The sequence below is a fragment of the Erwinia sp. 1181_3 genome, assembly GCF_052824965.1.
On the sequence record NZ_VTDE01000003.1, the window covers coordinates 180,740 to 194,670 of the forward strand.

A 13,931-nucleotide genomic window follows, 5' to 3' on the forward strand; every position below is an offset into this window, starting at 1 on the left:
CGGAAAAGCAGGATGATATAGCGCAAAAGACTGCATAACCAGTGCATATATTTAGATCTGATGAAGAATGCCTTACATGATTTGTATCTTTTTCGTCCGACACAACGTTAATTTCTGCAATAAACCCTCGTAATATGCACAAAAGGCGCGGAAAACCGCGCCCTGTACACAAAATGATGCAGTCATTACCAGATGCGGCTGGCGACATCCACCACCAGGCGCAGCTTAGCCCACTGCTGCTCTTCCGTCAGGCTATTGCCCTCTTCCGTTGAAGCAAAGCCGCACTGAGGGCTCAGGCAAATTTGATCCTGGGGGACAAACTGTGATGCCTCGCGAATGCGTTTTTCCACCGTTTCAGCGGCTTCCAGCTCCCCTGTTTTCGTGGTGATCAGGCCCAGAACCACCTGCTGTTTGCCCGGTTTGATAAAGCGTAATGGCTCAAATCCACCAGAACGCTCGTTATCGTACTCCAGGAAAAAAGCATCAATGTTGACGCCGCCAAACAGGATTTCGGCCACCGGCTCATAGCCACCTTCGGAGATCCAGGTGGATCGGAAGTTGCCACGACAGACATGCAGGCCAATGACCAGGTCATCCGGCTTCCCTTCGATGGCTTTATTCAGTACACGGGCATAGGTGCGGGCCAGCTCTTCCGGGTTATCGCCACGTTCGCGGATCTGCTGTTTCTGATCGTCAGAACACAGATAGGCCCAGACAGTATCATCCAGTTGCAGATAACGGCAGCCAGCATCATAGAAGGCTTTAATGGCGTCACGATACGTCTGCGCCAGATCGTCAAAATAGACATCCAGATCAGGATAAACCTCAGCATCAATCACTTTACGCCCACCGCGGAAGTGCAACACACTGGGGCTTGGAATGGTCATCTTAGCCACGGCATCGCCACTGATGCTTTGCAGGAAACGGAAATCTTCCAGCATCGGATGATTGCTAAAGCCCAGCTTACCGGTCACTTTCACACCCCGTGCTTTTGTCTGCACACCGTTAAACTGAATACCCTGCTCGGCCTCATAACGCTCCACGCCATCCAGACCATCGAAGAAGTCGAAATGCCACCAGGCGCGGCGGAATTCGCCATCAGTCACCACCTGCAAACCGTTTTCACGCTGATGGGCTACCACCTTACGGATCGCTTCATCTTCCACCGCACGCAGTGCCGCAGCATCTATCTCACCAGCCTCAAACTGCTTACGAGCCTGTTTAATCTCAGCCGGGCGCAGGTAGCTGCCAACCACTTCGGCACGGTATGGGGTAAATGTTGTCATGATGAAAACTCCTGGCCTGCACGCGGCGCATAATTTAGTGACGTAATAATTACATCAGGTTACCTCTAGACATCTGGACGTCTACATGTCTGTTGAGCTAAGAGTCTCATGAGAAACCTTCAGCGGCAACCGAAGAAATTTCACGGCAGATGAATAATTTTCATGATGACTGAGTGAGGGTCAGGCGTGCCTGACCCCTACAAGGTGGGAGCAATATATTGTAGGGGCGAGGCACAGTGACAGGGTCAGGCGTGCCTGACCCCTACGAGATGGGAGCAATATATTGTAGGGGCGAGGCACGGGTACAGGGGCAGGCGTGCCTGACCCCTACGAGACGGGGACCCATGTATTGTAGGGGCGAGGCACGCCTCGCCCGAAGGCACGGTTACTCGGCCAGCATCGCACGGGCGCGCTGCATCTGCTGCTCAGACAGGGGCAGATACCCCGCCTGGCTGACCAGCGCCTGGCCCTGTGGAGAAAGCGCTAAACGCAAAAAGGCAGCCGTCAGAGGCTCCAGTGGTTTATCGGGCGCTTTATTGACATAGATATAAAGAGGACGGGCATAAGGATAGCGGCCGCTGCGAATATTCTCGGCGCTTGGCGCGATCCAGTCATTGCCATCACGCGCCACCGGCACGGTTTTGACGCCGCTGATATGAAACCCGGCACTGGCATAACCAATGCCATTCAACGTTCCCGCAACGGCCTGCACCACAGCGGCAGAGCCGGGATATTCTCCGACATCATTACGGAAGTCACCGTTACACAGCGCCTGCTGTTTGAAGAATCCCCAAGTCCCGGAGGCCGAGTTACGGCCAAAGCGCTGTAATCCCCGCGTCGCCCAACCGGGCTGAGTTAACTGTAAATCCCCCCAGGTTTTGGGCACGGATAACCCGCCACAGCGACGCGTCACCGAGAAAATGGCGTCCAGCTGCTGGGCATTCAGGCCGGTTAACGGGTTATCCTGATTGACCACCACCACCAGCGCATCCATCGCCACCGGTACAGCCAGCGGCTGATAACCGTAACTGTCTTCAAATAACTGGCGTTCTACCGCCTGCATCGGGCGGCTCATCGCACCTAGCTGAGCAGCCCCCGCGGCAAGCGCAGTCGGCGCAGTCGACGAACCGGCCGCCTGGATCTGCACATTCACACCGGGATACTGACGATTAAAACTCTCACCCCACAGCGCCATCAGGTTACCCAGCGTATCCGAGCCAACGCTGGTGAGATTCCCCGCCAACATGCCCTGCTTCGCCAGGACCTGCGAACTGACCAGCAGCAGCGCCAACGCGATTAACAATTTCATTGCATGGGTTCCGTGAGACTTAATGCAACGCATTCTCGACCAGTTCGGCACTGACAATCAACCTTGGTGGCAATTGAAAGCTGAAACAGGTTTCAGCGCCGGGCGTGCTGCTGATATCCAGGCGCGTATTGTGGTGGCTGAGCGCATGCTTCACGATAGCCAGCCCTAATCCGCTACCGCCCGTCTGTCGGGAACGCGCTTTATCAACCCGATAGAAACGCTCGGTCAGACGAGGCAGGTGTTCCGGTGCAATCCCGGGTCCATTATCTTTAACCTTAAACTGTGCCCCCTGCGGGCTGCGCAGCCAGCTGATATCAATACGCGTGCCATCCGGCGTATGGTTAACCGCGTTATACACCAGATTGGAGATCGCACTGCGCAGCTGCTCGTCGTTGCCAAACACGCGCAAATGCGGGTCGGTATGGAAATAAATATCATGGCGGCCGTTACTGAGCGTTTCCGCTTCACGCTGCAACACCCGCAGCATCATCGGCACATCCACGGTTTCCTGCAAATCGATCGCCGGAGCAGCTTCAATGCGTGACAAGGTCAGCAGCTGTTTCACCAGGCTGTCCATGCGTTTAGTCTGCTCCTGCATGGTGTGCAGCGCCTTATCGCGCAGACTGCCCTCCAGCACGGAATCGTTCATCATCTCCAGATACCCCTGCAATACGGTGAGCGGCGTACGCAGTTCATGGCTGACATTAGCAAAGAAGTTACGCCGGGCCCCTTCCAGCTGATGCATCTGGGTGACATCACGCGCCACCAGCAACCATTGCCCTTCACTGTAAGGCATCACACGAAATTCAAGATGGCGATGGCTGTTCAGCACCAGCGTAAGCGGGCGAGAAAAATCACGCTGACGCAGATAGCGGGTAAACTCGGGGTAACGCAGCAGATTGAGGATATTCTGCCCGTTATCTTCCGGCCAGCGCAGCCCCAGCATCTGCTGTGCGAGGCCGTTGCACCAAAAAATCGTCCCCTCTTCGGTGGTCAGTACCACCGCATCAGGCAGAGATTCTGCACCGCTACGAAAACGTTTGATCAGATGACCGAGTTCACGGCGGCGGCGGCGGTTACGCGCCTGCATTTGATACAGGCCGTAAAACAGCGGTTCCCAGCTGCCACGGCCGCTGGGAGGTGTCATGCTGCGGTCAACCCACAGCCAGTGAGAGAGTCGAAGTAAGTTGTTGAAATGAAAGCCCAGCACACAGAGTACTGAGATTAACAGCAGCCAGGGGAGCCAACCCACCAGCAGCCCGAGCAGTAACGCGGGCAAACCGGCAAGCAGCAGCTCAAACAATAATCTCTTCCAGGAGAGGCGTTCCAACACGGTTCAGACTCCAGCGCGAACAATCAATAGCGTGCAGAGAAACGATAACCTGTTCCGCGAACCGTCTGCACCATACGATCGTGCCCGGTCAGTTCCAGCGCCTTACGTAAGCGACGAATGTGCACATCAACGGTACGATCTTCGACGTAAACGTTAGTTCCCCAGACATGGTTTAGCAACTGCTCACGGCTGTAAACACGCTCAGGATGCGTCATAAAGAAGTGCAGCAATTTATATTCGGTCGGCCCCATTTCCAGCGGTTGCGTGTCAGACATCACGCGATGCGATGACGGATCAAGACTCAGCCCCTGCATTTCAATCACCTCTTCCACCGCCATCGGTGAAATACGGCGCATCACCGCTTTAATACGGGCCACCAGCTCTTTGGGTGAGAAGGGTTTCGTAATGTAATCGTCGGCACCCACTTCCAGGCCACGGACGCGATCTTCTTCTTCGCCACGCGCGGTCAGCATCATAACCGGAATATCCCGGGTCATGGCTTCACGCTTCAGATGCTTAATAAACTGAATGCCGGAACCACCCGGGAGCATCCAGTCCAGCAGGATTAAATCCGGCCACGGCTCAATGAGCATACTTACTGCGCTGTCATAGTCCTCGGCTTCGATCGGTTGATAGTCATTTTGTTCCAGAACGAAACACAACATCTCACGGATTGGGGCTTCATCTTCAACCACCAGAATGCGCTTGGCCATTATTGCTCCTGCTACAGTGACAGGTTGTCACGGGGATATGCGGCGCCATTATGCGTCAGTTTTATGACACTTTTATGAAAAAAGCACCCCCTAAAAGCATTGATGGAATTAAATAAAATCCCCTCCTCATCAATATGTTTATCTGCTCTGAATAATTCGGGATGCAGGACAGGTATAATACTCCCCACGCTTTCTGCCATGAAAGGACCCCCATGCGCATCATTCATACTGCCGACTGGCATCTTGGCCAGTTTTTCTACACCAAAAGCCGGGCAGCCGAGCACCAGGCATTTCTTGACTGGCTGCTGGTGAACGCAGAAGCACAGCAGGCGGATGCGATTATTGTGGCAGGCGATATCTTTGATACTGGCTCTCCGCCGAGCTACGCGCGTGAGCTGTATAACCGCTTCGTGGTCAATCTGCAGCAGACCGGCTGTCAACTGGTGGTACTGGGCGGCAATCACGATTCAGTCGCCATGCTGAATGAATCCCGCGAGCTGCTGGCCTGCCTGAACACTCGGGTGATCGCCGCCGCCTGCGACGATGTTCGTCAACAGGTTCTGGTTCTTAATCGCCGCGATGGCCAGCCAGGAGCACTGCTGTGCGCCATTCCATTTTTGCGCCCGCGCGATATTCTGCGCAGCCAGAGCGGGCAGTCAGGGCGTGAAAAGCAGCAAAGCCTGCTGGAAGCCATAACTGAACACTATCAGCAGTGCTGGCAGGAAGCGCTGAAACAACGTGATGCGCTGGGCCTGCCGCTACCCATTATTGCCACCGGCCATCTGACAACGATGGGCGTGACCAAAAGCGATGCGGTGCGTGATATCTATATCGGCACGCTGGATGCCTTCCCCGCCGATTGTTTTCCCCCTGCGGACTATATCGCCCTGGGGCATATCCATCGCGCTCAGCGCATTGCCGATAGCGATCATATTCGCTACAGCGGCTCGCCGATCCCGCTCAGTTTTGATGAGCTGGGTAAAGCCAAAAGCGTGTTTCAGGTCGACTTCAGCAACGGCAAACTCAGCGCGGTCGAAGCCTTACCGATCCCGTTATTCCAGCCAATGCAGATGATCAAAGGCTCTCTGGAACAGATTGAGCAGCAGTTGGCGGCTCTCACGGCCGATCCACAGGGTGGCACCATCTGGCTGGACATTGAAATCGTCACCGATGCTTACCTCAGTGAGTTACAGCGCCGTATCCAGGAGCTGACCGAATCCCTGCCCGTAGAAGTGGTGCTGCTGCGTCGCAGCCGCGAACAGCGCGAACAGGTGATCGCCCGACAGAACAATGAAACGCTGAATGAATTGAGTGTTGAAGAGGTGTTTTCCCGCCGTCTGGCGCTGGAGGCCGAGGAACCTGAACGGCTGGAACGCGCCAGAGTGCTGTTTGCTCAAACGCTGGAAGCCGTTCGCCATGAGGAGCAGCCATCATGAAAATTCTGACGCTGCGCTTTAAAAACCTCAACTCGCTGAAGGGTGAGTGGAAAATCGACTTCACCGCAGAACCTTTTGCCAGCAACGGCCTGTTCGCTATTACCGGCCCGACGGGCGCAGGTAAAACCACCCTGCTGGATGCCATCTGCCTCGCGTTGTATCACGAAACACCGCGCCTGAAAGGCATCACTCAGTCGCAAAATGATCTGATGACCCGTGACACCGCCGAGTGTCTGGCAGAAGTCGAATTTGAGGTGAAAGGCGTTGCCTGGCGCGCCTTCTGGAGCCAGAGCCGCGCACGCGGTGCTGCCGATGGTAACCTGCAGGCACCGCGGGTTGAGCTGGCACGCTGTAGCGATAATCACATCGTGGCCGACAAGGTCAAAGATAAGCTGGAGAGGGTAGCCAGCCTGACCGGGCTGGACTTCGAACGCTTCACCAAATCGATGATGCTGTCACAAGGGCAGTTTGCCGCGTTCCTCAATGCCGATGCCAATAAACGTGCCGAGCTACTGGAAGAGCTGACCGGCACCGAAATATACGGTCGACTGTCGGCGGCGGTGTTTGATCGCCATAAACAGGCGAAGGTGACGCTGGATACCCTGCGCGCCCAGTCCAGCGGTATGAGTTTGCTCACCGAAGAGCAGTGCGCCCTCCTTAACAGCCAGCTGGCACAAAGTGTGGAGCAGGAGCAGGTGCTTACTTCACAACAGCAGATCCAACTGAAAAAAAGTCAGGAACTGCAACAGATTGAACGCTTGCAACGGGAGCAGCAACAGCTGACCGTCAGCGCGCAGCAGCTGGATCAACAGCAGGAGCAGGCACAGCAGGCGCTGGTTCTGGCCACGCAGCAGCAAGAGCAGATCGTGCAGGCGCAGGCGCAACACCAGACGCTGCGTTTGCAACAGGAAACCCTGATCGCCGAACAGGTCCTGCCGCTTGATTTGCAACTGGCCACATTGCGCGAACAGCAACAGCAGCTGGAGCGTGAGCGAAGTGAACACCAACTTGCACTCACCACGCGCCAGCAGGAAAGCGCTAAAAACCAGCAGACTCAACAGGAAAAACAGGCGCAACAGCAGCAGTTAAGCACCTGGCGTGAGGCACATCCGTCGTATACGCACTATGGCGAGCATCTGCCGCTGTGGCGTGAACGCTTTAGCCAGCAGCAGGATAGTGAGCAGTCACTGACCGCACAACGCTTGCGACTCCAGGCCCAGCAGCGCCAGGTACAGGAGTGTGAGCAGTCCAGCCAGCAGCTCCAGCAGCAGCAGGCCCCGTTACAGCAGCAGCTGGCCGCCGCACAGACCAGCCTCGATCAAGTGCAGCAACAGCTGGCCTCGCTACAACAGCTGCACCCCGAAGAGACGCTGCGCGCCGCACTGGAGCAATTTGCCCGCCAGCGCCCGCAGCGGTTATTGCTGGCCACCCTGCTCCCGCAGTGGCAGCAGTTGAACATACGCCTCACGCGCTTACAGCAGGAGCGCCAAACGCTAACGCAACAGATCCAGCAAAACAGTGAGCAGTTACTTACCCTGCGGGCCAGCTGGAAAGAGAAATATCAACATCAGCAGGACCTGGAAAAGCGCTGTGAGCTGGAGCGGCGTATTGCCGATCTGGAACAGCACCGGGCACAGCTGGAAGCGGGCCAGCCCTGCCCGCTGTGCGGTTCAGAAAACCATCCGGCCGTACAGCAGTATCAGGCGTTACAGCTGTCGGAAAATCAGCAGCGGCTGGACGCATTAAAGCGTGATGTTGAACAGCTTAAAGATCAGGGCAGTACCTGCGCCGCGCAGCTTAAACAGGCGCAACAGCAGGATGAGCGCCAGTTGCAGGAAGAGGCCGAACTGAACCGTCAGATGCAGCAACTGGAGCAGCAATGGCAGTCCGCCACCGCCGCCCTGGCGCTGTCACTCAGCCCGCAGCAGGATCAAAAGACCAGCGACTGGCTGGCACAGCAGGATGAGCAGGAAACGGCAAAGCAGCAGCAGTTACAGCAGCTGGAGCAAGCGTTGCGCCACTGCCAGCAGCAAAAAGAGGCGCTGTATCAGCATCAGCAGGCCTGGCAGGCCCTGCAACAGCAGATCCAGCTTCAGCAGCAGCAGTTTACTGCCGCCACGCAGACGCAGAGCGAACAGCAGCAACAGCTCACCCTGGATGAACAGCGCGCACAACAGTTGCGCATCAAGCTGGCAGAAGGGGTTGCACCGCTGGGGCTGACACTGCCGCAGGATGGTGATTACCAGCGCTGGTTGCAGCTGCGCGAAACGGAGTGGCAACAGTGGCGCAGCAACAGCGAGGCGCTGGCTGCGCTGGTCCCTGAACTGGCGACACTCTCCAGCCGCCAACAGGCGCTGGAAGAAGAGTTACAACAACAACAGGCACGCCTGGCTCAGCTCGACCAGCGTCTGCAACAACAGCAGGAAACGCTGAAGCACTGCCAGCAGCAGCGCCAGGCATTGTTTGGCGATCGCGACGTTACGACTGCACAGCAGCAGCTGCGAACAGAGACGGAACAGCATGCGCAGGCCGTTCGCCAGGCGCAGACTGCGTGGCAACAGCAGCAGGACAGGATAAATACCCTGACCGGACAGCATAAATCACTAAATGAGCAGTTGATTAATCTACAATCGCAATTAGACGAAATGGTGAACCAATCAGGCCATTTTGATGACCTGCCTGCACAACGGATACTACTGGAAAGCCAGCTGAGTGAGTTAAATCAGCAACTGCGCGAGCTGGCCAGCCAGCAGGGTCAGCTACGTCAGCAGCTGCGAGATGACAGCGAACGGCGCACACAACAGCAGACATTGCTGGCTGAGATCGCCGCTAACGAACAGCAGCTGGAAGACTGGAGCTACCTCAATCAGCTTATCGGTTCCAAAGAAGGGGATAAATTCCGCCGCTTTGCCCAGGGGCTGACGTTAGATCATCTGGTGTGGCTGGCCAACAATCAGCTTAACCGTCTGCACGGTCGCTATCTGTTGCAGCGCAAATCGCAGGAAGCGTTAGAGCTTCAGGTTGTTGATACCTGGCAGGCTGACGCACAGCGTGATACCCGCACGCTGTCCGGCGGCGAAAGCTTCCTTGTCAGTCTGGCGCTGGCGCTGGCCCTTTCCGATCTGGTCAGCCATAAAACCCGTATTGAGTCACTGTTCCTGGATGAAGGCTTTGGCACGCTGGATGCGGAAACACTCGACAGTGCGCTTGATGCGCTGGATGCGCTCAATGCCAGTGGCAAAACGATTGGGGTAATCAGCCACGTTGAGGCAATGAAGGAACGTATTCCGGTGCAGATAAAGGTGAAAAAGATTAACGGACTGGGTTACAGCAGACTGGAAACACCGGGGCAATAGCAGCAAACAGGGGCGATCCTCTGCGATCGCCCCTGTTTGCATCAGCGTTATAACGCCGTTTTCACTTTGGCGCGCGGCCCTGGCAGGATACTGCCGTTGCGACCATCGGCAGAGAGCATCGTGCTCCCGGCAATAATCGCTATATCATGACTTTTGTCGGTCATATTGTTGGAGATTTGCTTCACCGCTGCCGTTATCAACATGCCCACCAGGCCGTTGTTACTGTTGTCCTGAGCATCGGACGCAAAGCCTTTACCCGCCCAGATCTGTTTACCGGTACGCAGGTCAACCAGACGTGCTACTGCGCTGACCTGAGTCGCACTGTCCACGACCCTATATTGGGTGCCGTAGCTGATCACTTCAACATACAGCGCCGCATCAGCATGGAAAATCTCCTGTAGTTTAGCGGTGCTGACACCCTGAGCATCATCGGCACTGGCCAGGCCGTTCTGCTCAAAGGTTTTATCTACCACCGCCACCGGGAACACATAATAACCGGACTCGGCCAGCGGCGCGGTTATCACCGACACCAGACTGTGGGCAGCCTGAATATCCGGGCTGCTGTTCTTCGCAGGCAACACCACAATCGAGGTAGGTTTGCTGGCACGAAAAGCCGTATAGTCATAAGGCGTCTGTTTAGCACAACCACTCAGTACCAGCGCCACAGCTGCGGCAATAAAGATCCGTAATTTCATTATTTCTTGTCCTTATTGCGCATCAGAAAATCCATATAAGCGGCTGATTCCGGGAACTGTGATTTTTCGGCATTGAACTGCTGAAAAGCCAGGTCTGGACGGCTGGTTTCCACATATAGCAATCCTATCTGGGCATGCAAGCCAGGAGGTACGGGTTTATTTTTTGCTTTCGCCTGCTCAACCACCGCGTTCAGCGATTCAATCTGTTGTTCAGGTGATTTGTCACGTTTGTAATAGCTATAAAGTGAGGACTGGTAATCCCCCCAGTAATAGACCGTTTCTTTTTTTTGGGCACAGGCCGTCATTAGCAGCGCGGCGGCAGCCACGCAGACAACGTTAATCATCTTCACTGTTAATTCCTTATTATTTTATTTAACCGGACGCCATGCGCCAGATTCGATTCCATTCACCAGATGATTCACTGCTTCGCGTACCGCTAAATCCATCACTTTACCATTCAGCGTGGAGTCATAGCTGGCGGTACCACCAAAGCCAATCACTTCGCGATTAGACAGAGTGTATTCACCTGCGCCCTGAACGGAATACACCACTTCTGAGGTGGTGACATCCACCACATTCAGGTTCACTTTGGCATAGGCGACCTGAGACTTACCGCGGCCAAGAATGCCCCACAGCTGCTGGTCGCCCACTTCTTTACGACCAAACTCGGTAATATCGCCGGTGATAACATAGTTGGCACCTGTAATGGACTGCTGGCTGCCTTTGTACTGCGCTTCGGCTTTCAGCTCATCAAGGTTAGCGCGGTCCAGCACATTAAAACGGCCAGTCTGCTGCAAATGGGTAATCAGGATGGTTTTCGACTGGTTACCTAACCGATCGACACCGTCAGAAAATATGCCATTCATATACGCAGAGCGGTTATCAAACTTACCGACAGCAATCGGGCTTTTTACGCCCTGATAGTGTGGCTGAGTCGCAGCTGCAACCTGAGGGGCTTCAATAGAACGTGAGGATTCCGTCGCGCAGCCGGTGATCACCGACGCGCTTAATAAGGTTAAAACAACAAGGCATTTGGATTTCATTTCATATCCCTGAATGAATTCATAACTCAAATAAAAACCCTGATCCGGAATGAATATCCAGAATATAATCAGCACGGGTTATTATAAAATAAAGGCAGGACGCCTTTGGCACGGAAGACTACCACAGAGAAATTATAAAAATAAACTGAAATGTTTAATTATTTTAATTTATCACGGTAACAAATCACATGGGGGATGTGAATCATAGTCATTTAACTAAAATAAGCCACGTCATCTTGATGCAAATATAAGGATTATCCGAGCCTTCAGTGATACCTTACTCGTGACCTCATACGATGGCTCATCCTGTCAGCTCATCCTGTCGCCACTGACGTGGGCTGATGCCAAACCAGCGACGAAAGGCACGGGAGAATGCACTGACCTCAGAATATCCCAATAACAGGGCCATTTCGGAAATCGGCAGCTGACGCTGCTGCAAATAGTGTTTCGCCATTTCGCAGCGTACGTTATCCACCAGCGTGGTAAAACTCAGCCCTTCCTCGCGCAGGCGTCGCTGTAATGACCAGCTCGACAACCCCATTTTTTCCGCCACATCATCCAGTACAGGGTCCCCTTGCAGGATCACCAGATGAACCTGCGCCCGCGCCTGATCGACGATATTCTGCTGCGGCGTACTGCTGTTCAGACGCTGGATAGCATCCTGCATTACGCTCAGTAATAAGGGATCGCTGTCCGGCATCGCACGGAGCAAATCGCGTTTCGGGATCAGTAAGGAGTTGAAAGGTTGATCGAAATAGACAGGGGCATCGAACACTTTACAGTGCTCATGCCATTGTGAGGGACGTGGGTGTTCGAAATGCACCTCACGCGGCGCCCAGTTTTTTCCTGCCACATGGCGGATCAGGTTAAGGAACATGCCGAGCGTGAGTTCCGCATCCTGGCGACGGCAGAGGATAGCACCGTGACGCACCTGATAATCCAGCCGCCAGCAGTCCCCCTTATCCACCAGCCGCGTCAGCGTATCGTGCTGGTGCCACGGAAACGCATTCGCCACATTGTGCAGTGCCTGTTCCAGCGTGGCGCTGCACAGACCGATGTAGCCAATCAGACCTAATGACTGCGGTTTAAACTGCCTGCCGTAATGTAAACCGAAGTTATCACAACCTGAATACCGTGCCGCTTCTTCCATCACCCGGCAATAGTTGATTAAGCCCAGACTGAGCGTGGGCTGTGCCAGCAACTCCGGGTCGATACCGCTGACGCCAAAAATTCGATCAACGTCACCGCCGCTGTGGCAGATAAACTCGCTCAGTCCACTGGCAGCAGCAGCCAGGACCCCACGATTGCAGGCGCTGGCACTGTGCAGAACATGGCTGGTTTCTGAACGGGCCAATGGGTTGGGTAACATGATTAATGCCTCCTGCTGCGGTGTGGGCTCTTTACTCCTCTTTACACAGCAAATTGCGTACCAACCACAACATCGGACAAAATCAGCGTGTTAGCCTACGGCTCAGTGCGAATAAGCACTGTGGAGGCGCAGCGTTGCCCGTCCACAGTGCAGTAACATGAGGGTTATACGCCAACAGGCAGATCGCGCGTCTCCAGGTAGCGGTGGCACAAACGCACAGAATGATCCGCCCACTGTGGCCCAAGACTTTGCGCCATCTCCGTTTCCGCATGCGATCCCGCCCAGGCCAGCAGCTGGATCCGGCGCTGGATCAGTAGCGCGGGTATCCTTTCCATCTCAGCATCGGTGATATGTGCAACCTGCTCGTAGCCCCGGATCCAGTGTTCAACCCATTCTGCGGCACGCGGATGGTGCTCGACAAAACTGATCGCCGCCGCCAGATCGTGCAGATACCAGCCGAAACCGCAGTCATCAAAATCGATCACCCGGGTTTCGCCTTTATACAGCAGCAGATTCGTCAGTCGCAGATCGGCGTGGATCAGCCCGTAGTTGCGGGGCTCCTTGCCGAACTCTGCCAGCGTCGCTCCCACTCGCGCGATCGTCTCCTCCACAATGCCGTGATCCTGGACGCGCAAATTCGGCGCATCGCGCCAGTCGCCCCAATGGCTTTGCGGGCTGACCATGGTGTGATGATCCCAGATGATACGCTGAAAACCCGCCGGGCGCTGCCATCTGCGGCTGTGCTGATGCAGGCGAGCGGTAATATTCCCCAGTTGCTGAAAGGCACGCGGATCAACATCGGTCCCCGGCATCTCCCCCTCGATCCAGTGGAACAGCACGGCATGACGTACCGAACCCTCCTCCAGCATCAGCGTTTGTACGCGTTGTCCTTCACGATCGACGACCGCCTGCGGCACATCAATGCCGGTTTCACGTAGGGCATCCAGCCACTGCAACTCACTTTCAATATCGGCACGCTGGTGATAATCCGCCCGGTGCAGGCGCAAGGCATAACGTTTGCCACCCGCTTCGAGTAAAAAGGTCGCGTTTTCTGAACGGCACAGCAGGCTAAGTTTGCCCTGTAACGCTGCCGGATAGCGCAACAGTGTCATTTCGGCGAGGCGCAGCAGTGCGGTATTGTTCAGGGTGTCATATTGTTTTGCGGTCATAGTCTGGCTCCGGAGTCAGTTTCAGGCAGTGCTTCTTTGCCTGACAGCATCCTATCGCTTGCCCTCTTCCGGCTTGACAGCAGACGACCCTGTTTTGACCGCAGCGTACACCTGGCACTTTTTTTGCGAGTGAGTTGACCCGCGAGCACAAAAATCATCATGCCCGCGTCAAGTTTCCCCCAACGGGCAACGGCATTATCGAATAACGCTCTCCAACCGCCT

The 13,931-nt window shown here is 55.1% G+C and carries 11 protein-coding genes; 2 read left to right on the forward strand and 9 right to left on the reverse strand.

What is annotated here, in order from left to right; all coding sequences use genetic code 11:
- Positions 1–185: 185 nt before the first annotated feature.
- From FY046_RS09195 to phoB, 4 genes are all read right to left on the reverse strand, one after another.
- Complete coding sequence (locus FY046_RS09195; RefSeq protein WP_446185987.1) at positions 186–1,286, reverse strand: cobalamin-independent methionine synthase II family protein; 1,101 nt, start codon at positions 1,284–1,286, stop codon at positions 186–188.
- Between the two features lie 385 nt (positions 1,287–1,671).
- Positions 1,672–2,595 carry a PstS family phosphate ABC transporter substrate-binding protein gene (locus tag FY046_RS09200; RefSeq protein WP_446185988.1) on the reverse strand — a complete coding sequence of 308 codons (924 nt, stop codon included), beginning with the start codon at positions 2,593–2,595 and terminating at the stop codon, positions 1,672–1,674.
- Between the two features lie 19 nt (positions 2,596–2,614).
- Positions 2,615–3,928, reverse strand: a complete 1,314-nt coding sequence (phoR, locus tag FY046_RS09205) for a phosphate regulon sensor histidine kinase PhoR (protein WP_133846279.1) — start codon at positions 3,926–3,928, stop codon at positions 2,615–2,617.
- Positions 3,929–3,951: 23 nt separating this feature from the next.
- Positions 3,952–4,641 (reverse strand): phosphate response regulator transcription factor PhoB, encoded by a 690-nt coding sequence (gene phoB, locus FY046_RS09210; RefSeq protein WP_133846278.1) that lies wholly within the window; start codon positions 4,639–4,641, stop codon positions 3,952–3,954.
- Between the two features lie 212 nt (positions 4,642–4,853).
- Here phoB and sbcD point away from each other — a divergent pair, with 212 nt between their 5' ends.
- Positions 4,854–6,077 (forward strand): exonuclease subunit SbcD, encoded by a 1,224-nt coding sequence (gene sbcD / locus FY046_RS09215; protein ID WP_167864059.1) that lies wholly within the window; start codon positions 4,854–4,856, stop codon positions 6,075–6,077.
- Positions 6,074–9,433 carry an AAA family ATPase gene (locus tag FY046_RS09220; RefSeq protein WP_446185989.1) on the forward strand — a complete coding sequence of 1,120 codons (3,360 nt, stop codon included), beginning with the start codon at positions 6,074–6,076 and terminating at the stop codon, positions 9,431–9,433. Before sbcD ends, FY046_RS09220 begins: the two co-directional genes overlap by 4 nt.
- 47 nt (positions 9,434–9,480) lie before the next feature.
- On the opposite strand, the gene FY046_RS09225 is transcribed toward FY046_RS09220, so the two are convergent.
- The 5 genes from FY046_RS09225 to FY046_RS09245 all read right to left on the reverse strand — a co-directional run bounded on the left by FY046_RS09225 (position 9,481) and on the right by FY046_RS09245 (position 13,709).
- Positions 9,481–10,128: a DUF799 domain-containing protein gene (locus FY046_RS09225; RefSeq protein WP_446185990.1), complete on the reverse strand. Its 648-nt coding sequence runs from the start codon at positions 10,126–10,128 to the stop codon at positions 9,481–9,483.
- Positions 10,128–10,472: a DUF4810 domain-containing protein gene (locus FY046_RS09230; RefSeq protein ID WP_205945446.1), complete on the reverse strand. Its 345-nt coding sequence runs from the start codon at positions 10,470–10,472 to the stop codon at positions 10,128–10,130. Before FY046_RS09230 ends, FY046_RS09225 begins: the two co-directional genes overlap by 1 nt.
- Positions 10,473–10,496: 24 nt before the next feature.
- Entirely contained in the window at positions 10,497–11,171 is a 675-nt protein-coding gene (locus tag FY046_RS09235; RefSeq protein WP_133846273.1) for a CsgG/HfaB family protein, read from the reverse strand.
- A gap of 301 nt (positions 11,172–11,472) precedes the next feature.
- On the reverse strand, positions 11,473–12,540 hold the full coding sequence (qhpR, locus tag FY046_RS09240; RefSeq protein WP_446185991.1) for an AraC-like transcriptional regulator QhpR: 1,068 nt from the start codon (positions 12,538–12,540) through the stop codon (positions 11,473–11,475).
- Positions 12,541–12,704: 164 nt separating this feature from the next.
- Complete coding sequence (locus FY046_RS09245) at positions 12,705–13,709, reverse strand: phosphotransferase enzyme family protein (protein WP_159337647.1); 1,005 nt, start codon at positions 13,707–13,709, stop codon at positions 12,705–12,707.
- Between the last annotated feature and the right edge of the window lie 222 nt (positions 13,710–13,931).

Excerpts from the sequence above, each read along its gene's own strand:
- FY046_RS09245 (WP_159337647.1), bottom strand. The coding sequence starts at position 13,709 with ATGACCGCAAAACAATATGACACCCTGAACAATACCGCACTGCTGCGC.
- FY046_RS09200 (WP_446185988.1), bottom strand. The coding sequence starts at position 2,595 with ATGAAATTGTTAATCGCGTTGGCGCTGCTGCTGGTCAGTTCGCAGGTC.
- sbcD (WP_167864059.1), top strand. The coding sequence starts at position 4,854 with ATGCGCATCATTCATACTGCCGACTGGCATCTTGGCCAGTTTTTCTAC.
- FY046_RS09230 (WP_205945446.1), bottom strand. The coding sequence starts at position 10,472 with ATGATTAACGTTGTCTGCGTGGCTGCCGCCGCGCTGCTAATGACGGCC.
- phoB (WP_133846278.1), bottom strand. The coding sequence starts at position 4,641 with ATGGCCAAGCGCATTCTGGTGGTTGAAGATGAAGCCCCAATCCGTGAG.
- FY046_RS09225 (WP_446185990.1), bottom strand. The coding sequence starts at position 10,128 with ATGAAATTACGGATCTTTATTGCCGCAGCTGTGGCGCTGGTACTGAGT.
- FY046_RS09220 (WP_446185989.1), top strand. The coding sequence starts at position 6,074 with ATGAAAATTCTGACGCTGCGCTTTAAAAACCTCAACTCGCTGAAGGGT.
- FY046_RS09195 (WP_446185987.1), bottom strand. The coding sequence starts at position 1,286 with ATGACAACATTTACCCCATACCGTGCCGAAGTGGTTGGCAGCTACCTG.
- FY046_RS09235 (WP_133846273.1), bottom strand. The coding sequence starts at position 11,171 with ATGAAATCCAAATGCCTTGTTGTTTTAACCTTATTAAGCGCGTCGGTG.
- qhpR (WP_446185991.1), bottom strand. The coding sequence starts at position 12,540 with ATGTTACCCAACCCATTGGCCCGTTCAGAAACCAGCCATGTTCTGCAC.